We start from the raw sequence: 21,383 nt of genomic DNA on the forward strand, positions 1-21,383 counted from the left end.
CTGAAGCGGGGCGATGCAGACGCGGTAAGTAAAGTGGATGAAGTGGATGAAGCGGATGAAAAAAGACGCCGGATCGCAAAGAACCCGGCGTCTTTTGAATAAGCCTCGATGGAATAGGCGAAACGGAGAAAACCGACTCAGCGCCACCACATGGTCATAATGAAACCGACCATGATGATTGCGAACGCGATGGCCAGGTTCCAAGCGCCGATGTGCGGAATCGGATAATCGGTGGTCAGGTAGTAGACCACGGCCCACACCAGACCGATGATCATCAGCGCGCAGAACAGCGGCACGAACCAGCGCGGGTTGGACTTGGTGCCCTTGATGCTTTCCTCCACACGGCGGGTGTTCTCCGCCTGACGGTTCATCATGCGTTGCATCTGCGGTGACAGCGAATCCTTATCAACGGTGGCGTTCAGCACCGCTTCGACACGGTCCATAGGAATATCGAGATCGTCATCGTCGGACTGGTCCTCGTCAACAGAAGTCTTGTCGACGACATCTTCGGTGGTTTCCTCGACGGCAGCGGTGTCGTCGGCGGACTGCAGATCCTTCTGGTCATCCGCGGTGGTTTCGTGCAGCTCTTCGTCAGCCATCAGCATAGTCTCCTTTAATAGGCTAAAAGTCATAATAGTGGGTAGACTCGAAAGCGGCGAACTCACGGCGTAAAACTGTTCAAAATCAGGACAATTGTTCAGTGAAACCCGGCGGATTCAGGCAGGTTTGGAAAGGCGCGTATGGCGAAGCATACCGGAAAGCACAGCGCGAAACGGTCGAAGGCGGCCGGCGTCGCGGCGTTCCTCGTGCTGCTGTTCTCCGGATTCCTGCTGTCCACCAACCTGCGCGTCAACCGTTCCGTGGTGGTCAGCAACGATACCGCCGAACTCGTGGAACAGCGCGTGAAAAAAGTGAACTCGCTACGGTCCGAAATCGATGCGCTGAGCACCAGAGTCAACGATCTGAGCAAAACACTCGACAGCCAGAACGCCGACGGATCGCAAGACAGCGAAAGCGCCGGCAACGGCACCATGCTCCCCGCCGTGGAAGGCCCGGGACTGGTGGTGACGCTCGACGATTCGCCGCTATGGGAGAACATGGTCGACGCCAACGGATCCAGCGCCAACATCAACGATTACGTGGTGCACCAGCAGGACATCGAAGCCGTGGTCAACGCGCTGTGGGCGGGAGGCGCCGAATCCATGCAGATCATGGACCAGCGCGTATTGTTCAACTCCGCCGTACGCTGCTCCGGCAACGTGCTGCTGCTGCAAGGCAAGAAGTATTCGCCGCCGTTCAAAATCTCGGCGATCGGACCAGTGGAGGGCATGAGAAAAGCGCTCGACGATTCCGAGGAAGTGTCCATCTACAAGCAGTACGTGAGCGCGTTCGGCCTGGGATGGCAGGTCGACGAGAAAACGAAACTGCATTTCGACGCGACCGACGCGTTGCAGCAGCCGTTGCAGTATGCGAAAGCGCTCGAAAACGACAAGAACGGCGACTCGCAAGAGGGGAAATAACAATCGATGAAACATGTGGCAAGCCGTGGCGGACGCACCAAAAGCGCGCTGTGGACGATACTCGGCATCCTCGCCGAACTCATGCTGACCGCCGCCGCCATCTGCGCGCTGTACATCGCATGGCAGATGTGGTGGACGGGCGTGCAGTCGGAGCATAACCAGATCGAAACCCGCCAATCCGTATCCTGGTCCGATCCAGGAAAGTCCGGCAACGTCACCGTGGCGAAGGCACAGCAGGGTGACCCGCCTGTACAGCCGCAAAGCGCCACGGAAGGCGAACTCATCGCCCAAATCTACATACCGCGATTCGGCAGCCAATGGCAGCGCAACCTGGTGGAAGGCACGGACCTGACACAGCTCAACAAGCACGGCCTCGGCCACTACACGGATTCGCAGATGCCCGGCCAGGTCGGCAACTTCGCATTCGCCGGCCACCGCAACGGCTACGGGCAGCCGCTCGGCGACGTCGACAAACTGCAGGAAGGCGACCCGATCATCGTCCGCACGCAGGATTACTGGTACGTGTACCACTACACCAGCTACAAAATCGTGCTGCCGACACAGACCGAAGTGGTGGCGGCCAACCCCGAAAACCCCGGCGCAACACCGACCAAACGCATGCTGACCATGACCACCTGCGAACCGAAATACTCCACGCCGACGCACCGCTGGATCAGCTACGCCGAATTCTCCTACTGGGCGAAGGTCTCCGACGGCATCCCACAGGAACTGGCCTCCCAAAACGCCAACGGCACAGTCAAATTCGTCAACAACGAACAGTCGTCGTTCCTGTCGTCGATCGATACGCTGAAACCGTGGATCTTCGGCGCGCTCGCCGCATACGTGATCATATTTATTTCCGCCGCCGTCGCCTGGCGATGGCCGTATCTCGCCGACGTGCGCGCAGGAAGACGAAAGAAGGCCGATTTCAGCCTGTACGGCAGCCTGGTGCGACTGCAGCCGGGCGTGCTGCCGATCCGTCTGCTGCTGGTGCTGCTGCTGGTTTTCGCAGCGGCCGCATCGTGCTTCGAATGGCTGTTCCCGTGGGCCGCGTCGACTATTCCGATGTTGCAGGAGATGTCGAACTACACGGCCATCTAAAGGCTGCCGCTGCGTGAGACGCGGACGTTGCTGCGGCACGGAACGCACGTACACTGCTGTTCAAACGTTGATTGGAGCATGATGACCGATTCCGCACGCATTCTGGTGGTAGATAATTACGATTCGTTCGTCTATACGATCGTCGGCTATCTCAAGACGCTCGGCGCCACGGTGACCGTGGTGCGCAACGACGCGATCGACCCGTCCCAGCCGGGCGTGATCGACGAATACGACGGCGTGCTGATTTCTCCTGGCCCCGGCGCTCCGGCCGAATCCGGCGCCAGCGAGGACATGATCCGCCTGTGCGCGAAGCTCGACAAGCCGATGTTCGGCGTATGCCTCGGCATGCAGGCGCTCGCCGAAGTGTTCGGTGCCATCGTGAGCCACGCGCCGACCATCATGCATGGCAAAACCAGCCAGGTTGAGCATATCGACGATGAGATCTTCGACGGCGTGGCCAATCCGATGACCGCCACGCGCTACCATTCCCTGGCAGTGGAACCGGAGTCCGTGCCGGACGATCTGGTGGTGACCGCGTGGACGCAGGGCGACCACATCGTGCAGGGCATCAAGCATCGCAGCAAGCCGATGTACGCGGTGCAGTTCCATCCGGAGTCCGTGATGACCCAGGACGGCTACCGTCTGCTGGCCAACTGGCTGAAGGTGTGCGGGCAGGATTCCGCGGTTGAGAAGTCGGCTGGATTGCAGCCTAAGGTTGTTGAGTAGGAGGCTGTAGCTCGAAGGTAGTCTGCAATCCGCATTCCGCAGAGAACCGGCAAGGTTTTTACGGTACGGGATATGAAAAAGGAGCGGCGTTGAGCCGCTCCTTTTTCATCATCACTGATTAGTGCTGTGGTTGCTGCTGATTGTTGTCAGTGGTGTTGCCGTTGCTATTGTCACCGGTGTCGGTGGCGGGCTGGGCCTTGGTGGTCAGCGTGATGGTGGAGCCGTTATCGGCCTTGCTGCCACCATTCGGGCTCATGGAAGCAACCGTGCCGTCCTGCGGGCCGGAAACGTTGACCTGGAAGCCGTAGCCTTCCAGCAGAGCCTTGGCATCCGCGTAGTTCATACCGGCCACGTTCGGCACGCTGGTCTGCTGCTTGCCGGTGGACACCCAAATGGTCACCGCGGTGCCCATTTCGACGGTGCTGCCGGAACCCGGATCGATGCGGGTGACTGCACCGGACTGCACCGAATCGGAATACTCGCTTTCGATGGTGATCTGCGTCAGACCAGCCTGCTTGAGCTGCGCGATGACCGAATCCTTGGCCTGGCCTACCAGACCATCCGGAATCTTGGTCATGCCGGACGAAATGTACAGCGTGATGATGGTGCCCTTGGTCTGCTTCGAATTCGCGGCCGGATCGGTGTTCACCACCTGATCCTTCGCAATGGTGGCGTTATCCACGGTCTTGACGTTGCCTACCTTGAATCCGGCAGCCTCGAGGATGCTCTTCGCCTCCTCCTGGGTCTTGCCGGACACATCCGGAACAGGGACCGCTTGTGGGCCAGTGGAGAACCACACGGAGACCGTGGAGCCCTTCGCCACTTTCCTGCCGCCTTGCGGATTCTGCTTGGTGATGGTGCCCTTTGGCTGGCTGGATGTGGCATCGTCACGGGCGTCAAGCTTCAGACCAAGGGCCTTAAGCTGTTCTTCCACACGCGCCTGGGAAATGTTCGACGTGTCGGTGAAGTCCGGCACGGACACCAGATCCGCAGTGTTCTTATGCCCGTTCAACGCGAAGAAAATACCGATGACGGCCAGCAAAACAACGATGCTGCCGACCACGGAAGCGATGATGATCTGCTTCTTCTTACGCTCCTGCACGGCCTTGGCACGCTGTTCCGCACGGGTCTTCGTTTCGACTCCGCCATTCGGATTCGGCACGGCCTCGAACTGGCCGGTGACCGGATTGAACGCCTGCGTCGGCGCATCCGTCGCCGGCGCCATGGGCACGGTGGCTGCATCCATTTCGGCCTGCTTGCGGGCCTTCATGTTGGTCAGGTCGGTCAACGGGTTGAACGCGGCAGCCATCGGCACACCGCCGTTCATGAACGTCAGCAGATCGTTCTTGAACTCGGAAGCGGTGGCGTAACGGTTCTGCCGATCCTTGGCCATCGCCTTCGCGCAGATCGAATCCCACATCTTCGGCAGGCCCGGCACGATCGTGCTTGGGGGAGTGGCGACTTCCGACACATGCTGGTAGGCGATCGCCACCGCCGAATCGCCGGTGAACGGCGGCCGGCCGGTGAGCATTTCGTACAGCACGCAGCCGGCGGAATACAGGTCGGAACGCATGTCGACGCTTTCGCCGCGCGCCTGCTCCGGAGACAGGTATTGCGCGGTGCCGACGACGCCCTGCGACTGCGTCATCGTGGCCGCGGAATCGTCGATCGCGCGGGCGATGCCGAAGTCCATGACCTTGACCACGCCCTGCTCGGAAATCATGATGTTGCCGGGCTTGATGTCGCGGTGGATGATGCCCATGCGGTGCGAGTATTCGAGCGCGTTGAGCACGCCCATCATCACCTGCTCGGCGTCGCGCTGGCTCAGCGCGCCATTCACCTTGAGGATGTCACGCAGGGTCTGACCCTTGACGTACTCCATCACCAGATACGGCAGATGCTCGATCTCGCCGGTTTCCGTGGTGACGGTTTCCTCGCCCGAATCGTAGATGTTCACGATGTTCGGGTTGTTCATCTGCGCGACGGAATGGGCTTCACGGCGGAAACGCTCAAGGAAGATGCTGTCAGTGGCGAAATCGGCGCGCATGATCTTGACGGCGACGGTACGCCCCAGACGCGTGTCGGTCGCCACATGCACTTCGGCCATGCCGCCACGGCCGACGAGTTGGCCGAGCTGATAACGGCCCCCGGCCAGAGAGGTAGGCATGTTGATGTTCATCCCTGTTCCTTCCAATCATTGCTCACGGAGATATGGGGTTTGCTGACCACACGTCGGGGAAGCCTTCCTCCCGAAGAGACGACCATCGTGTCGGCCAGCTGCGTCTGCTGGTCGAGCAGACGGCGTTCGATGCGGGACAGGGTGCGTGACACCACCAGCGCGTCCTTCGGACGGTCCAGCGGGTCCTTGGCCAACATCGACATGACGAATTCACGCAACTGCACATCGACGGTGTCGGGCAGCGGCGGAACCGGATTATTGACATGTGCTGCGGCGATGTCGACCGGTGTGGCGCCCGTGAACGGACGGTGTCCGCACAGGCCCTCATAGGCGACGACGCCAAGCGAATAGATATCGGATTGCGGCGTGGCATGCTTGCCCTGCGCCTGCTCCGGGGAAATGTACTGCGCGGTGCCCACGACCATGCCGTCCTGCGTGATCTGCTCCTGGTTGGTGGAGTAGGAGACGCCGAAGTCGGTGATCTTCACCTCGCCGGAATCGGACACCATGATGTTCGCCGGCTTCACGTCACGGTGGATCACGCCATGGGAATGCGCGACGAACAGGCCGCGTGCGGTCTGAATGAGAATCGGCAGCAGCTTGATCGGGTCCATCGGGCCGTTCTGCTCGTGGTACAGGTCTGCAAGCGACTTGCTCGGCACGTATTCCATGATGAGGAATCCGATGCCGTCATGCTCGTAATATTCGAACAGCGCAGCGATGTTCGGATGCGCAAGATTGGCGGAATTATGGGCTTCCGCGCGCAGACGAAGCAGTTTGGCCTCCTGGGTGACGCCCAAATCGCCACGTAGCGCCTTGATGGCCACCGGACGTCCAAGTTGGATGTCATAGCCTTTCCACACTTCACCCATACCACCTTGGGCCAGGCGGGAATCTAACCTGTAGCGTCGGTGGATGAGCTGTCCTTCAACCAGTTTCATTCTGCCAGCGCCTCCTGCATCATTGCTTTCATAATCGGTCCTGCCGCGAACGAGCCGTACAGGTCCACGTTATGCACCACGACCGCCACCGCGATCTTCGGATCGTCCGCCGGTGCGAATCCGATCACCCAGCCGTCGATGGACGTATTGCCGTTTCCAATCTGCGCGGTACCCGTCTTGACGGCCACCTGCACGCCGTTGATGGCCAGATTCGTGTTCTCCTTGGTGACCACGGCCTCCATCATCTGGGTGAGCTTGTTGGCCGTATCCGCACTGAACGCATGGGACATGACCGTGGGCTTGGTCTGCGAAATGACCGACAAGTCGGCGGAACGCACGCGGTCGACCAGCGTGGGCTGCATAAGCTTGCCATCATTGGCTATGGCGGCGGCCACCATAGCATTCTGCAACGGTGTCACCACGGTGTCTCCCTGGCCGATAGACGCCAATGCGAGCTTGTCGTCGTTGATGTCGGTGGGGAACTTCGACGTGACCGACACCCACGGGGTTCCGGTGTAATCGGAACCGTCCACGGTGATCGGGCTGTCAAAACCAAGTTTCTTGGCCATGGACGAGACGGCGTTGTCGCCCAACGACACGCCCAACTGGGCGAACGCGGTGTTCGACGAATACGCCAGCGCGTCCTCCATGGAGATCTTGCCGTCAGCGCCGTCGGCCTGCGGTACGGCGTTGGTCAGTTGCGTGACGGTGCCGGGAAGCGTGTAGCTTGCTCCTGCCGGAATCTGCGTATCCGGCTGGTATTGGCCGGTTTCCAAAGCCGCGGCGGCCACCACCGTTTTGAACGTGGACCCCGGAGGATACAGCTGCGAAGTGGCTCGGTTGAGCATCGGATTGGTGGCGTCCTGGGACAGCACGCCGTAGTTGCTGTTCGCCTGGCTCATGTCATGGCTGGCCAGCTGGTTCGGGTCGTAGCTGGGCGTGCTGACCATGGCGAGGATACGGCCGGTTTTCGGCTCGATGGCCACTGCGGCGCCATCCGTGCTGCCGAGGCTGTTGTATGCGGCCTGCTGAATCTTCGGATCGATGGACGTTTCGATATTGGCGCCCTTGTTCTCCTGCCCGGTGAACAGCGACTTGAACCGCTGCCAGAGCAGCTGCTCCGACTGGCCCGACAGCAGCGAGCTGCGGGACGCTTCGACGCCGCTCCAGCCACGCTGGCTGATGGAGAAGAATCCGGTGACCGGCGCATACAGTTCGCCGGCGGAATAGGAACGCTGGTACGAGAACGAATCGTTGGAAGGATCGGATTTTGCGATGACCGATCCGTCCGCGGCGAGAATGGACCCGCGCGGTGCGCCGTATTCGTGGTACAGCGCGCGGACGTTACGTGCGTCGTTGGTGAGCTGGTTGGCTCGGATGGCCATGATGATGGTGGTGGACATGCCCAGAATGACGAACAAGGCCACCACGATGGTGAACAGCTGGCGGAGCGACTTATTCATGCGATGCTCCTTGCTGGTCGATCGTCGGCAGGACTCCGGTTATCGGAATCGTCGGATTGGATTGATCGGTCTGGCCGGCTTGGCTGGTTTGATTGGCGGGCACGGCATGACCTGCTTGTCCGGCTGCGCCCGCATGGTTTGCCCGCACGGCCGGGATGGCCGAAGCCTTCGCCGCACCCGAACGCGTATTGCCGGCGATTTCGGTACGACGGTTCCGCTCGCGTTCGCGCAACACCCTGACGGCTTCCTGCTGGAATGTGTCGCTGTCAATCTCGGATTCCGGCCTGTTCGCGGAATTGGAGATGACGATCAGCAGCGCGGCCAGCATGTAGTTTGCGATCAGCGACGAACCGCCGGCCGCCATGTAGGGAAGCGTCAGACCGGTCAGCGGAATGACCAGCGTGATACCGCCGACCACGGTGAACACCTGGAAGGCCATGGTGAACACCAAGCCGGACGCAAGCAGCTTGCCGAAGCCGTCCTTGATTTTCATCGCGGTGATCATGCCGGCTGCGATGATCAGCAGATACAGCATGAGAATGGCCATCAGGCCGGTCAATCCCAGCTCCTCGCCCAATGCCGCGTAAATGTAGTCGGAATTTGCGATCGGGGTGATCGACGGGTGGCCCTGACCGAGGCCGGTGCCCATCAGACCGCCGGAAGCCAAGCCGAAAATGCCGGTGACGAGCTGGTATGAGCCGCCGTATTCCTTGTTGTATTGAGCCGCGGAGAACGGGTGAAGCCAGGCGTCCACACGCGAGCCGACGTGGCTGAAGATGCTTGCCGCCGCCACCGCGCCGGCGGCGAAGGCGATGAATCCGATGACGATCCAGCTTTTACGCCCGGTGGCCACGTACAGCATGGACACGAACATGGCGAAGAACATCAGTGACGTGCCCAGATCATGCTGCAGGACCAGAACGCCCATGGAGACGATCCACACCACGATGATCGGTCCCATATCCTTGATGCGTGGCAGTTGGATGCCGAGAATCTTCTTTCCGCCGACGGCAAGCTGGTCGCGATGGTCGAACAGATACGAAGCGAAGAAGAACGCCAGGAACAGTTTGGCGAATTCGCTCGGCTGGAACGATCCCAAGCCGGGAATCTTCACCCAGATGCGTGCGCCGTACTGTTCGGAACCGACCACCGGCAGCATTGGCGACAGCAACAGCACGATGCCGATCACCATGCTGACGTACGAGAATCGCCGCAATACGCGGTAATCCCTCATGAACACCACCAGCAGGTTGGCAAACACCAGTGCGATCGCCAACCAAAGCAACTGTCGGAACGCCACTGTGGTTTTGGTGTCTTGGTCGAGGCGTGCGATCATCGTGACGCCGATGCCCGTCAATACCAGCACGCAGCACATGACCGATTGGTCGGCGTGCGGCTGGAATCGCAGCAGCAGACCCCAGGCGGTCAGGAACAGCGCGCTTACGAACGCGAGCATCCACACATAGTTTTGCGGGAAGCCGTTCGTGGTGCGTTCAAACATCTGGAAGAACGCCACCGCGCACAGCAGCATGCTGAACAGCAGCATGCCAAGCTGTCTCAAGCGTGTTGCGATCATGACTTGTCACCGCCCGACTTGTTGGTCTGCGCGGCCTGATCGGCGGCCTTTTTCGCCGCTTCGTCCTGCTGCTTCTGCTTGGCGGCTGCTTCGTCCTTCGCCTTCTGCTCGGCTTCGGCCTTCTCCTGCTGCCTCGCCTCTTGCTTGCGCTTCGCATCGTTCAGCTGCTTTTTGATCAGACGGGTATGGCTTTTCGCTTCGCCGTACGTGTCGAAGGAGATGCCCTGGTCAAGCTGTTCGCGCCAGCTTGGCGGCAGATCGCTGGTCTTCATATTGGTGTCGGTGACGGCATGTGACAGTTTGGCACCGAAGATGCTCGTCGGCACGCCTTGGAAAATCGCCACTTTGCCGTTGTTGTCGCCGATGTAGTACTTGGTTTGGCTCCAACGGTAGGTGCCCACGCCCACGCCGGCAACGCCAAGCAGCACCAGAATGATGATGAGTATGGTGATGATGCGGTTGCGGAATTTGCGCGACCGTTTCGTCTTACGTTCCTCGATATGTTCGTTGCGAATCGCCTTGGCGACTTCCGGATCGTTCGGATCGGCGGAAATACGCCCGTTGCGCTTCTGCACAATCGGAATTTCCCCGGTATCGGTATTGACACGGTCGCCATTGTCTTCGCGGACCGACGACGGCTGCGCGACGCGCTGTTCCGGCTGTTTCGGCTCCTCGTTGGGATCCTTGCCGCTGCGCAGGGCCGCGGCACGCGCCGCCGGCGACTGTTTGCCTTCGCGCAGAGGCGGGGCGGAAGCGACCGGTTCGTTGACGATGTCCGCGATGGTTTCCAAGCTTGCGCTGGCCGCGCCGCCGACCAGCGGCGTCTGATGCGGCAGGTCGAACGCGTCCGCGTCGAGCGCGAGCGTCGCGTCGGCGATCACCGCGGTGACGTTGTCGGTGCTGCCCGCACGCAACGCCATCGATACGAGCCGCTGCGCGCACTCCTCCTGATCGGCGCAGGTGGACAGCACTTCTTCAAGCGTGGAATCTTCCAGCACGCCGCACAGGCCGTCGGAGCACAGCAGCCAACGGTCGCCCGGATGCGCCTTGCGGATGGCGATGTCAGGGCGCGAATCGATGTCGAAATCGCCCAGCACGCGCATCACCACATTGCGTTGCGGATGGTTGCGCGCCTCGGCCTCGCTGATACGGCCGGTGTCGATGAGATGCTGCACGTAGCTGTGGTCGCTGGTCATGCGGACCAGATGGCCGTCGTGCAGCAGATACGCGCGGGAATCGCCGATATGCGCCAATACCCAGCAGCCGGCGACCAGTGCCACGGACGTGACGGTGGTGCCCATGCCGGCAAGACGACGCTCACGTTTGGCTTTGCCGACGATCGCGTCGTGCGCGGCCATGACGGAAGTCGCCATCATATGGGAGACGACCTGCACGTCGCCGTCAACATTGTCCTGTTCGATGTGCGCCAGCGACCGGATGGCGATGGTGGAGGCGGTGTCGCCGCCGGCATGCCCGCCCATGCCGTCGCAGATGGCGATGAGATGCTCGCCGGCGAACGCGGAATCCTGGTTGTTGGAACGCACGGTGCCCACGTCGGAGACGACGGTGGAATACATGAACAATTGTTGCGAAGCGGTGGAAGTCGGCAAAAACGTCACCTCAATTCGAAGGTGGTCGCACCGATGCGCACAGGCACGCGCGCGCCAAGAATCATCGGCGCGTTCAGACGCTGATGATTGACGACGGTGCCGTTGGTGGATCCCAGATCCTCGATGGCCCAACGGCCGGTGGCGGGATCGGTGTAGACGCGCGCATGGTGGGAGGAAACGAATTCATCATCCAGCACCACGGTGTTCGAAGCGGAACGGCCAAGTGTGATGGTGTTGCCGGCCAGAGGGACGGAACTGCCGGCAAGGGGGCCATCGATAATGACCAGCAGAGTTGGTTTGGCATTGGTTGCGGCGCTTGCCGAAGGGGCTGCGGCGGCTACGGGCGCAGGCGATTCGACGGCCTTGCGCGCGGCGCGCTCCTTACGACGATGAGCCCGCGACTTGCGCGGGCTGAGCGTTTCGATATCCCTGTACAGCGAACGTACCGTACAGGCCACGAAGATCCAAAGCAGTACGAGAAACCCGTACTTGAGGATCGCAAACGTTAATTCAGTGAGCATAGAAGGCGGCTCTCCAGGTTGGGGCTGATTACTCCTGCTCCTGCGAGGAGGCCCAGTACAGGATGCGGGTTCGGCCGATGGTGATCGTGTTGCCGTCGAGCAGCGTTGCCGCCTCAACATGATGGCCTTCGACGTACATGCCGTTGGTGGAGTTCAGGTCGCGGGCGATGACGGTGTTGCCGTTGTCGGTGACGTCGATCTCCATGTGACGACGGGAGATGCCGGGGTCGTCGATGACGATGTCGCAATCGGAACCACGGCCGATGATGGTCTTTTCCTCGGTGAGCAGATACTGGTGCTCGCCGATCTCCAACATCGGGCAATCCTCGGTCTGCGCGTCGGTCGTGACCGGCACGGTGTTGCCCTGCACGGATTCGCTGGAAAGCCGGTAATCGCCCTTGGAAAGTTCAAGATCCTCTTCGAAGATCACCACGACCGGGCCGACGAACGCGTAGTTCTGGCTCTTCGCATACTGGGTGAGGTTGTCGGCAAGTTCATTGGCGAGCGTTTCGGCGCCCCACTCGACGATGTTGTTGAAATCCGGAGTGCTGAGCTTGAAACGGTACTCGTTCGGGGCTACGGTGCGATCGCGCGTGACGGGCATGGCTTCTTTGTCGATCTCGCGTTCCAGAGCGCTGGAAAGGTCGACGGGCTTCAGGTCTTTAGACCCGAACTTCGCGAAAACCCCGTTGACGGCGCCTTCCACGCTCTTCTCAAATCGGTCGAGAACACTCATACTTGTCCCTTTCTGTCCTTGACTATCCTACGCTGTAGCCTGCCGAGCGCCAATTCGAAGGCTACTTGCTTGCAAAAATTTCATGTGAAGGGGGTTGCGTCCGGGGTATTGGCGGCGAGTGGTGCGTGACGGTCGGTAGATTGGAAGGTATGAATGATGCGATTGATGAGTTTCCTGGGCTGAAGGCCCGTACCTTGCGATTCACCTGCGGCGCGCCACGTTCCGCCCGCGCGATCGGCGACGGTTCGCGTGCGCTGTTCCTGCGTTCGGACGGTCCGGAGGACACCGTCACCTCCCTGTGGATGAGCGTGATCGGCAGCGATGGCGATACCGACGAGATTCTGCTTGCCGATCCGCGTACGCTGCTGGCTGACGCCGACGCCGAGGATGTGCCGGCTGAGGAAAAGGCGCGCCGCGAACGTGCGCGTGAAGGTGGTTCCGGCATCGTCGGCTATTCGGTCGATGCGGCCGGCAACCGCGTGACGTTCACCATCAACGGCCAGCTGTTCCTGACGGATATCGCGGCCGGCGTGACGCACGGCATCGCCATCGACGAACCGGAATTCAAGCCGGTGCTGAACCCGCGCATCAGCCCCGACGGACGACACATCATGTATACGACCGGCACGTATTTGGTGGACGTCGATCTTGCGGACGTGTCGGACACGACGGACGCAGGCGAAGACGCGGGCGATGCGGTGTCCATCGTCGCGTCCGTTCCGCAAGACGACGCTGACGACGTTGCCGATACGCAGGACGGCACGAAAGATGACGCGCAAAGCGACGCGGCCGAATCGCAAGCAGGCGAATGGAAAATCGGTCTCGCCGAATTCGCCGCAGGTGAGGAAATGGACCGTTACGACGGCTTCTGGTGGTCGCCTGATTCCAAGTATGTGCTCTTCGAAACCTTCGACGCATCCCACGAGCAGACCTGGTACATCGCCGACCCGGCCGATCCAACGAAACCTGCGCAGGCCCGCCGCTATCCGCAGGCGATGACGGCCAACGCCGACGTGCATCTGACGCTGCTGGAACTCGGCTACGATACGGACGGCTGCTACTACGGCGGCATCGCACACAACGTGGAATGGGACCGCGAATCGTACGAATACCTGGCCGCCGTCAGCTGGACCGAAGGCCACGAGCCGCTGCTACTTGTGCAGGACCGGCTTCAGCAGCACGACCAGGTGCTCGCCGTCCACGTGGGCGAGCCTATCGTGACCATGAGCGCGCCGGAAAACGGCTTCACCGACGAGGACGGCAGCGAAGTGGAGACCTTCTCCATCGCCATCCCCGAATACGCGCCCGGCGAAGAACCCGGCACCACGCGCGTGCTTGAGGAACATAGCAACGACTGCTGGCTCGACCTGATCGCCGGCACCCCCGCATACACGCCTGACGGCCGTCTCGTGTGCGCGATGAACGACATGGACGCCGACACGAACCGTCTGACCGTGGACGGCACGCCATTCACACCCAAGGGCCTGCAGGTGCGCGAAGTGCTCGACGTGACCGACGACGACGTGCTGTGCGTGGTGCAGCGCACGCCGGAACTGCTGCCGGCCGCCGATCTGCCGTTCCTGTGGCAGTCCAACGCGGACGATCACGACGCCCGCAGCTTCGACGTGGTCTCGATCCGTTACGACGGCGACTGGGAGCCGCTCACCTACGTTCCCGGACAGTGGACGATGAGCCGCGCCGGCGACGGTTGCGTGGTGACCGGCCGTGGCATGGACGATGCCGCGATGCAGATGCAGCATTGCATGAACGTGCGCACGACGGACGGTGATGGTGATGGCGTCGACGCCGCCGACATGATGTCGATGGTGGTTTCGCCGATCGAAAACCACGCCGAAACCCCCGGTTTCATGCCGAACGTGCGATTCGTCCGCCTCGGCGAACGCGCCCTGTACGCGGCGGTCATCCTGCCGTCGGCGGACAGCGCATACGCGCATGCCGACCAGTTGCCGGTCCTCATGAAGCCTTACGGCGGCCCCGGTTTCCAGCAGGTCGTGGAAAGCCAGTCGTTCTACTGGGACGCGCAGTGGTGGGCCGACCAAGGCTACATCGTGGTCACCGCCGACGGTCGCGGCACCACCGGCCGCGGACCGAAGTGGGATCGCGCGATCTACGAAAACATGAAAGCCGTGACGCTTGAGGACCAGGTCGACGCCGTGTACGCGCTGCCCGACGCGCTTGCCTCGATCGCCACCAAAACCGGCGTTGCCGTGCCGAAACCCGACCTCGGCCGCGTGGCGATGATCGGCTGGTCCTACGGCGGCTTCCTGTCCGCGCTCGCCGTGCTGGACGCGCCCGACACCTTCGCCGCGGCCTGCGCGGGCGCTCCGCCGACCGACTGGACGCTGTACGACACGCATTACACCGAGCGCTACCTGGGACTCGATCCGACCACGTACGAACGTAACAGCATCGTCGCGGACGCGCCGAAACTCAGTCGCCCGCTTATGCTCATCCACGGTTTCGCCGACGACAATGTGACGATCGCCAATAGCCTGCGATTGAGCCAGGCGCTGATGGCGGCCGGCAGGAAGCACACGTTCCTGCCGCTCAACGGCATCACGCACATGACCAACGACGAGACGGTGGCGCGCAACCTGTTGCTGCTGCAGCGCGACTTCCTCGCCGACGCGCTGGTCTGACGGTGTTCCGGCGGAACTGACGTTCCGATACAACCGAAGAAAAAAAAGAACGCGTCCCCCTGCGATTCGACGGACTGCCAAGTATCCGTCGGGTCACAGGGAGACGCGTAACCCTTCTCAATAGGGAAGATAGGATGGCGTGAACACCCCTGCAAGTAAGGGTGTACCACATCTGTGTAGCACCTTTTGTAGTACCCTTTCGTTTCTCGCGACCGTCGGAGCCAGTCACGATTCGGGGTGTCCGGCAAGGGGTGGCAGGGTTTCGGGCACCGGAATCGGCAGATAGGCGAACAGCGTCCATTCGCCGTCGCGCAGCGTTGTCTCGAGTTTGCCGCCATGCGATTCGAGCTGTTTGCTGAAATACGCGAGGCCGTGGCCTCCCGGCTGCGTGCGATCCGTTTCGGTGGTCCTCGCCTGGTTGATCTGCGTGATTTCGACGGCGTTCGGCTTGAGTATCACCGACAGGTCGGCTTTGCTGCCGGACTGGGCGTGACGCGCGATGTTGGCGTAGGTCTCGCGAAGCAGATCATTGGCGATTCCGGCCAGGCTCGGGGAGGCGCTTGGCGCACCGCCCGCCACATGGAGGATCGAGGTGATGTCGAAGCCGAGCGCGCGTAGACGCCGGTCGCCGCCGGCCATCGTGGCTTTGAGCAGGTCGGAGAAGGCCTTGCCGTCCGCATCCTCCTCAAGGACGGTGACGTCCATATCCAGTTCGTCGATGACGCGATGCACGTTGGTCAGGGCGGACAGGATGTAATCGTTGACCTGCGTCCATTTGTCGAGCTCATCGCGTCTTTCGTCCGCGTTCTTGCCGTCGTCACCATCCGTCGAGGCGCTGCCATCGCCATCGCCTCCGCCGGACAATGCATCGATGCGACGTTGCGCGACGAAAGCCGCGGCGGACAGATCTCCCGTCACGGCGTCGTGTATGGCTTCCGCGATGTGACTGCGGCTTTCCATCTCCCGTAATCGCGCTTTCGCCTGCTCCGCCTCGGCGCGGCTGCCGGCTACGGCCTGGTTCCATCGCAAACCGCATCCGAGCATCAGTACCAGGCTGACCATGGCGATGATGGCCACGGGATTGCTGCGGCTCGTGCCAAGGACCAGTTGACGGAACAGCTGGTCGCCTATGGAATAAGCGAGCAGCAGCAGCGCCACGAGATTGTTGGTTTCGTAGGCGAGCATGCCGAACGTGTAAAGGATTCCCGGCAGCGAGTTGACGTCGGCTCCGGGTATGAGCCAAGGTCCCGACTGGCTCATGATCAGAAACAGCAGCGACATCGATTTCGGAAAGAACGGTGACAGCAGCAGCACCGCGATTTCGATGATGGTCCAGACGATCGCCGCGGGATTGTCGGTCGGGGCGAGCACCAGGCAGAACAGGATCCACCATACGGTGATGACCACGATGGTTATGCGGATCGGATGCCAGAGTTTCGGATGGTCGGCACGCATATGGTTGTGCCAGGAGCGGAAGGCGCTTACGGGTCTGGGTTTTGTGGGTTCAGCGTGCATGCGATCTCACCCACAATGCCACTGCCTGGCGTGCCGTCTTGCAGTTCAGCTTCTTGAGAATGCCCTGCATATGCTTGCGCACGGTGCTTTCGGAGATGTCCAGTCGTTCGGCGATCTCCCTGTCCAGCATGCCGTCGGCGCACAGGGAGATGATTTGCTCCTCGCGCACGGTGAGCCGCGGTGAGGTCTCCTCCTCGCGTCTGATGCGCACGTTGGCCAGGGCGGGAGGTTCGAATCCCTCCATAACGTTGCCTCCACAGAGCCGCTCGATGGCCTTCGCCAGCTGATCGGAATCCTCCTTGCCGATCAGTCCCTGCGCTCCGGCTTCCATCAGCCTGCTACGGTAGCTGTTGATGGAGAAGCTGGTGATGCCCAGAATCGGCAGATGCCTGTCCATGAGACGGATCCGATGGCAGATGGCCGGCCCCTGCAAGCCCTCCATGGACATGTCCAATACAAGCAGGTTGAGATTGTCGTCGTTCCTCTGGCAACGTTCGATCGCTTCGTCGCCGGAAGTGGCCGTCCACACCACGTAGGCCGTGGGGACCTTCGCTTCGATGAGAAGGCTCAGCGATTCCAACGCGCGAGGATCGTTGTCGACCAGCGCTACACGGTGGATTTTTGGTATGGGAGCTGCGGATTTCGCGGGATTCATCGCATGGCTCACTTTCCACACAGCCAGTAAAGCGGCGGCGGGCAGTCGATGATGGCGGATGCGGTTCCTCTCGCCGCGTCGGCGAAGATGGCAGCCTTCCCGTTGGAAGGGGTCATCGTTCCGGCTGGCTGCATGGTGCAGAGCATGACGAATGCCACACACAATGACATGATTTTCATACCGACATTGTACGGGGGAGCGCGTCCACGAGTGAGGAGGCGCGTTCGATCCGTGGAGCCGAAGCGTGGGGCTCTGAAGGCTGTTCATGTGGGATTCGTATGATGAAAGCATGACTCTTAGGCTGCTCGACGAGGCGAATTACGACGCCGAAATGGAAAGCAAGGTGCTGCCCGCGCTGGACGCCTGCATGACGGAAGGATGGATGGATCCAGCCACCGTTGACTGGAACGGCGACGCGCTGCCCAAACTGGACGAACCCGGCCGGTTGCACTATTGCTGTTACGACGCGGCCAAATTCGACGTGCTGCGTGAGGACGGCGCTTCGGGCGTGTTCCGCGGTGCGATCGTCATTTCGCACGGATTCACCGAATTCGCGCGAAAATACAGCGAGATGGCATGGTATTTCCTGCTGGCCGGCTATTCCGTATGCATCCTCGAGCATCGCGGGCACGGTCATTCCGTGCATGACGTGGACAATCCCAGCCTGGTGTGGATCGACGATTGGCGCCGGTATGTGTCCGATTTCGCAGCCTTCGCCGACACTGTGGGCCGCGAATACGCGTGCGGCGAGCCACTGAACCTGTACTGCCATTCGATGGGCGGCGGCATCGGCGCGGCCGTGATGGAACACTATCCGAGCCTGTTCGACAAGGCCGTGTTGTCCGCACCCATGATCGCCCCCGTCGTCGGTATGCCGACATGGATCGCACGCATCGCTACAGGCGCGTTGTGCGGCTTGGGATTCGGCAAAGCGCGCGTATTCGGTCACACCGATTTTTCCCCCGAACTCGATCTCGACGAGCATAAGGGCGCGTCCGAGGCGCGCGTTCGCTGGTTCCACAAGCAGCGCGTCGACGACGTGGCATGCCAGACCAACGCGGCCACCTTCGAATGGGCGCATCAGGCGATGGCATTGTCTCGAGCCGTACTCAAACCGGACATGTGCGGTGCGATCGAAACTCCGACGCTGCTGTTCCAAGCGGGCCGTGACGTCTGGGTCCTGAACGGTCCGCAGGACGATTTCGTGGAACGCGTGCGCGAAGGCGGCGGATTAATCGAAAAAATACGGTACGGCAAGTCGTTGCACGAGATCTTCTCCATGCCGAACACGGTGGTCGGACCGTATGTGAACAAGATTCTCGACTTCTTCAGCGCGCCCGCGGACAGTCTGTGAGCGGCTGCCACTGCAAGACACATGCGGCGTGTACGGTGTGCGATGAGCGAACAGTGAAGGGGAAGGAGCCGCAGTGGCGGAAAAAACGTTCGAACGCACGCCGAAAGACCTGATTATCGGCATTGCGATGACCCTGTGCGGCGGCGTGCTGTGGGGCGTCAACGCCACCGTCTCCAAAATCCTCATGGGCACGTACCACGCCTCGCCGCTGTGGATCGCATGCGTGCGCGAACTGGCAGCCGGCGTGCTTTTCCTCACCTGCTCGGCCATCATGACGCCGAAACTGCTTACCGGCGCGCTACGCGATCGCAAATCATATCCGCGGCTGCTGGCCACCGCCATCATATGCGTGCTGCTGGTGCAGGTCGCCTACCTCGAATCGATCAACTGGACCAACTCCGGCACCGCGACCGTGCTGCAAAGCCTGAACCTGCTGTTCGTCTTGGGGGTCGTATGCCTGCGCGGGCGGCGACTGCCCGGCGTACGGGAAGGCATCGGCGTGGCGCTCGCCTTCGCGGGAACCGTGCTGATTGCGACCGGCGGCGATTTCACCACGCTGAAACTGCCGTTGGTCGGCCTGATTTGGGGCGCTATCAACGCGGCGTCCACGGCGGCCATGGTGTTTCTTCCGGTCAAGCTCATCGAACGTTGGGGCAACTTCACCGTCAATGGCATCGCGTTCCTGATTTCCGGGCTTGTGCTGCTGCCGTTCGTGCGGCCGTGGGCTACGGCGCCGCAGTTGGATTGGCTGGGTGTGGGGCTGATGACGTTCACCGTGATCGGCGGCACATTCGGCGCGTTCTGGCTGTACATGGCCGGCGTGGTGCGCGTCGGTTCGATGCGTGCCACCATGCTCGGCACCAGCGAACCGGTGATGGCCACGATTTCCGCGGTGGCATGGACGGACGCGGTGTTCGAACCGACCGATTTGGTTGGATTCGTGATGATTCTCATCATGGTGTTTTTGGTACGTTAAGTGCCGTGACGGGCGTTGCTTTTCGGGCGGCGGCGTGCGGACAAACAAAAAAGCCGGACACCCACTTACGGGCGTCCGGCTTCGCTTTGCTTAGCGATTACCGTGACTTACGACGTGCGAATATGACGTACGGCAGCTGGAAATCAGCCTTCAATCGCAATCTGATGCTTGGTCTCAACCTGCTGCTGCGCTTCGGGCTTCGGCATTTCCAGGCACAGGGTGCCGTCCTTGTAGCTGGCGTGAATGTCGGAATCCTTCACGTCCTCGCCAACGTAGAAGCTACGAGAGCAAGAGCCGGCGTAGCGTTCGCGACGCAGCCAGCGGCCGTTGTCGTCCTTGTCCTCGTGCGAGCTGTTGCGATGCGCGGAAACGGTCAGATAGCCGTTCTGCAGGTCCAGCGAAATGTCGTCCTTCTTGAAGCCAGGCATGTCGATGTCGACCATGTAGCCCTTGTCGGTCTCACGCACATCGGTGCTCATCATGCCTGCGGACATGTTCGGATCGCATGCGGCTGCGCGGTCCATGTTGCGCCAACCCTCGAAGAACGGATCGTCGAACAGATCGGAGAACATCGTGTCATTCATCAAAGCCGGAAACATTGCCATAATCGGTACTCCTTAAGCAAATGCGCGTTCTGTGCGCGGAGTAATGCGGCTTGGCAGCCGGCCGTGCGATTATCGCTGCGGCGTCACCATCCAGCGAGACCGGCGACCGGGTTCGTTGCCGCATCCGGAACCCTCCCGGGCTCCTGACCTTGACCTTTCACTTCACCCAACTCTTCCGTGTCCTGCTCATTCCGCGATTATGCTCACAGTGAAATACCGGGAAATGCTTGCGATTGCGTGCGCGGAAAAGTCGTACGGCGAATTTCGTTTTTCTTCAGAATCGGACGCATGGGATTGGTCTGCAATGCGTTACGTATCTGTTTTTCCAACCGGTCACGTGAAGTGTGGTTTTGGGTGGCTATGTGTTCGATTCTGCCGAATTGGTTATTCGGATTGTGTTTTCTGGAGAATCGGACATTTGTGGTGCTGGTTTTGGGTTTGGATGTCCGTTTGTCTGTTTCTGCTGAGATAGCTGGGCTTTCGGCGCATTTTTAGTACTTTTTTGTCACATTTCATACGTTTTGGATAAAGCAAAAGGGCTGGAATCGTTGGATTCCAGCCCTTTTCGGCCCGTGCGAGCGGGGGGAGTTGAACCCCCACGAGCATACACTCACTGCCACCTGAAGACAGCGCGTCTACCATTCCGCCACGCTCGCAGACAGTGAATTAATTTACACCAAAACCCACGCAACCTCAAATCGGCGTGTCGTGCCGCCATTTTCCGTAGGAAAATTCAAGCGGCGCGACGCAGCTTGTCCGATTCTGGAGAATCGGACAAATAGACATGCGAATACGCGGCTGTGAACGGGCGTGAATCAAGGCAGCATCAAATCGGTGCCGCCGAGAAAACGGTAGCCGCCGTCATCCATCAATCGGGTTTTCGCAAAATGTAAGCCCAAGAGCGTGGCTTGCACCTCGTCGATGCCGTAAATGACATGCTCCCAGACGGTCTGCCCAGAAGCGTCTTCCAGACGAACGTCTACACTCCAGGTGTCCTCGTCGATTTGCGGTTCGGAAACCGACAACACCCGATCTCCACCCTCGTATTGGAATTGTCGCTGCATGCTCGTCTCCCATCAAATGCGCGTATCTTCGATTGCGGGTTGTTCGCTCTTCGGGTTGGAAGATAGTGTTTGGCTATTTGTCGCATTGGAACTTTTCCCCGCTAGGCAGGCGGCATAGGCTGCGGCTGCCCCGGCCCAGCATACTGCGGCCGCAGCACCGTGTAGGCGTTTGCATGTTTTC

The 21,383-nt window shown here is 60.7% G+C and carries 19 protein-coding genes and 1 tRNA gene; 6 read left to right on the top strand and 14 right to left on the bottom strand.

All coding sequences use genetic code 11. The features are described from left to right. Positions 1-137 precede the first annotated feature (137 nt). Complete coding sequence (gene crgA / locus OGI63_RS01230) at positions 138-599, bottom strand: cell division protein CrgA (RefSeq protein WP_021913503.1); 462 nt, start codon at positions 597-599, stop codon at positions 138-140. A gap of 141 nt (positions 600-740) precedes the next feature. Here crgA and OGI63_RS01235 point away from each other — a divergent pair, with 141 nt between their 5' ends. From OGI63_RS01235 to OGI63_RS01245, 3 genes are all read left to right on the top strand, one after another. After that, the gene (locus OGI63_RS01235; protein ID WP_011742588.1) at positions 741-1,520 is read left to right on the top strand and encodes a DUF881 domain-containing protein; all 780 of its coding nucleotides are present in this window, start codon (positions 741-743) and stop codon (positions 1,518-1,520) included. 6 nt (positions 1,521-1,526) lie between these two features. Then, a complete protein-coding gene (locus tag OGI63_RS01240; protein ID WP_011742589.1) occupies positions 1,527-2,621 on the top strand; it encodes a class E sortase in 1,095 nt (364 codons plus the stop codon). An 81-nt stretch (positions 2,622-2,702) separates the two neighbouring features. Then, complete coding sequence (locus OGI63_RS01245) at positions 2,703-3,347, top strand: anthranilate synthase component II (RefSeq protein ID WP_041777188.1); 645 nt, start codon at positions 2,703-2,705, stop codon at positions 3,345-3,347. Positions 3,348-3,465: 118 nt separating this feature from the next. Here the strand turns inward: OGI63_RS01245 and pknB are convergent, their stop codons facing one another. Genes pknB through OGI63_RS01280 form a run of 7 tightly spaced genes read right to left on the bottom strand, consistent with a single transcriptional unit; the run spans position 3,466 to position 12,373 of the window. Continuing rightward, complete coding sequence (gene pknB, locus OGI63_RS01250) at positions 3,466-5,526, bottom strand: Stk1 family PASTA domain-containing Ser/Thr kinase (RefSeq protein ID WP_011742591.1); 2,061 nt, start codon at positions 5,524-5,526, stop codon at positions 3,466-3,468. Next, positions 5,523-6,467 carry a serine/threonine-protein kinase gene (locus OGI63_RS01255; protein WP_003807258.1) on the bottom strand — a complete coding sequence of 315 codons (945 nt, stop codon included), beginning with the start codon at positions 6,465-6,467 and terminating at the stop codon, positions 5,523-5,525. Before OGI63_RS01255 ends, pknB begins: the two co-directional genes overlap by 4 nt. Further along, complete coding sequence (locus OGI63_RS01260) at positions 6,464-7,930, bottom strand: peptidoglycan D,D-transpeptidase FtsI family protein (protein ID WP_011742592.1); 1,467 nt, start codon at positions 7,928-7,930, stop codon at positions 6,464-6,466. Before OGI63_RS01260 ends, OGI63_RS01255 begins: the two co-directional genes overlap by 4 nt. Then, positions 7,923-9,506 carry an FtsW/RodA/SpoVE family cell cycle protein gene (locus OGI63_RS01265; protein ID WP_011742593.1) on the bottom strand — a complete coding sequence of 528 codons (1,584 nt, stop codon included), beginning with the start codon at positions 9,504-9,506 and terminating at the stop codon, positions 7,923-7,925. Before OGI63_RS01265 ends, OGI63_RS01260 begins: the two co-directional genes overlap by 8 nt. After that, positions 9,503-11,116 (bottom strand): PP2C family protein-serine/threonine phosphatase, encoded by a 1,614-nt coding sequence (locus OGI63_RS01270; protein ID WP_041777456.1) that lies wholly within the window; start codon positions 11,114-11,116, stop codon positions 9,503-9,505. Before OGI63_RS01270 ends, OGI63_RS01265 begins: the two co-directional genes overlap by 4 nt. 5 nt (positions 11,117-11,121) lie before the next feature. After that, positions 11,122-11,637: an FHA domain-containing protein gene (locus OGI63_RS01275; RefSeq protein ID WP_003807267.1), complete on the bottom strand. Its 516-nt coding sequence runs from the start codon at positions 11,635-11,637 to the stop codon at positions 11,122-11,124. A gap of 28 nt (positions 11,638-11,665) precedes the next feature. Then, a complete protein-coding gene (locus OGI63_RS01280) occupies positions 11,666-12,373 on the bottom strand; it encodes an FhaA domain-containing protein (RefSeq protein WP_003807269.1) in 708 nt (235 codons plus the stop codon). A gap of 149 nt (positions 12,374-12,522) precedes the next feature. Between OGI63_RS01280 and OGI63_RS01285 the strand changes: the two genes are divergently transcribed. Then, positions 12,523-15,033, top strand: a complete 2,511-nt coding sequence (locus OGI63_RS01285) for a prolyl oligopeptidase family serine peptidase (RefSeq protein WP_011742596.1) — start codon at positions 12,523-12,525, stop codon at positions 15,031-15,033. Positions 15,034-15,258: 225 nt separating this feature from the next. Here OGI63_RS01285 and OGI63_RS01290 read toward each other — a convergent pair whose 3' ends face one another. Genes OGI63_RS01290 through OGI63_RS01300 form a run of 3 tightly spaced genes read right to left on the bottom strand, consistent with a single transcriptional unit; the run spans position 15,259 to position 17,382 of the window. Continuing rightward, positions 15,259-16,548 (bottom strand): hypothetical protein, encoded by a 1,290-nt coding sequence (locus OGI63_RS01290; protein ID WP_011742597.1) that lies wholly within the window; start codon positions 16,546-16,548, stop codon positions 15,259-15,261. Further along, positions 16,538-17,203 carry a response regulator gene (locus OGI63_RS01295; protein ID WP_011742598.1) on the bottom strand — a complete coding sequence of 222 codons (666 nt, stop codon included), beginning with the start codon at positions 17,201-17,203 and terminating at the stop codon, positions 16,538-16,540. Before OGI63_RS01295 ends, OGI63_RS01290 begins: the two co-directional genes overlap by 11 nt. Positions 17,204-17,211: 8 nt before the next feature. Further along, positions 17,212-17,382 (bottom strand): hypothetical protein, encoded by a 171-nt coding sequence (locus OGI63_RS01300; RefSeq protein ID WP_172761224.1) that lies wholly within the window; start codon positions 17,380-17,382, stop codon positions 17,212-17,214. Positions 17,383-17,492: 110 nt separating this feature from the next. Between OGI63_RS01300 and OGI63_RS01305 the strand changes: the two genes are divergently transcribed. Further along, a complete protein-coding gene (locus OGI63_RS01305; RefSeq protein ID WP_011742599.1) occupies positions 17,493-18,557 on the top strand; it encodes an alpha/beta fold hydrolase in 1,065 nt (354 codons plus the stop codon). A 127-nt stretch (positions 18,558-18,684) separates the two neighbouring features. Continuing rightward, on the top strand, positions 18,685-19,533 hold the full coding sequence (locus tag OGI63_RS01310; protein WP_217268757.1) for a DMT family transporter: 849 nt from the start codon (positions 18,685-18,687) through the stop codon (positions 19,531-19,533). Positions 19,534-19,676: 143 nt separating this feature from the next. Here OGI63_RS01310 and OGI63_RS01315 read toward each other — a convergent pair whose 3' ends face one another. From OGI63_RS01315 to OGI63_RS01325, 3 genes are all read right to left on the bottom strand, one after another. Next, on the bottom strand, positions 19,677-20,138 hold the full coding sequence (locus OGI63_RS01315) for an Hsp20/alpha crystallin family protein (protein WP_021913490.1): 462 nt from the start codon (positions 20,136-20,138) through the stop codon (positions 19,677-19,679). 573 nt (positions 20,139-20,711) lie between these two features. After that, positions 20,712-20,794 (bottom strand) — tRNA-Leu (locus OGI63_RS01320). 159 nt (positions 20,795-20,953) lie between these two features. Beyond that, positions 20,954-21,202: a hypothetical protein gene (locus OGI63_RS01325; protein ID WP_041777189.1), complete on the bottom strand. Its 249-nt coding sequence runs from the start codon at positions 21,200-21,202 to the stop codon at positions 20,954-20,956. Between the last annotated feature and the right edge of the window lie 181 nt (positions 21,203-21,383).

The organism is Bifidobacterium sp. KRGSERBCFTRI (assembly GCF_025908335.1).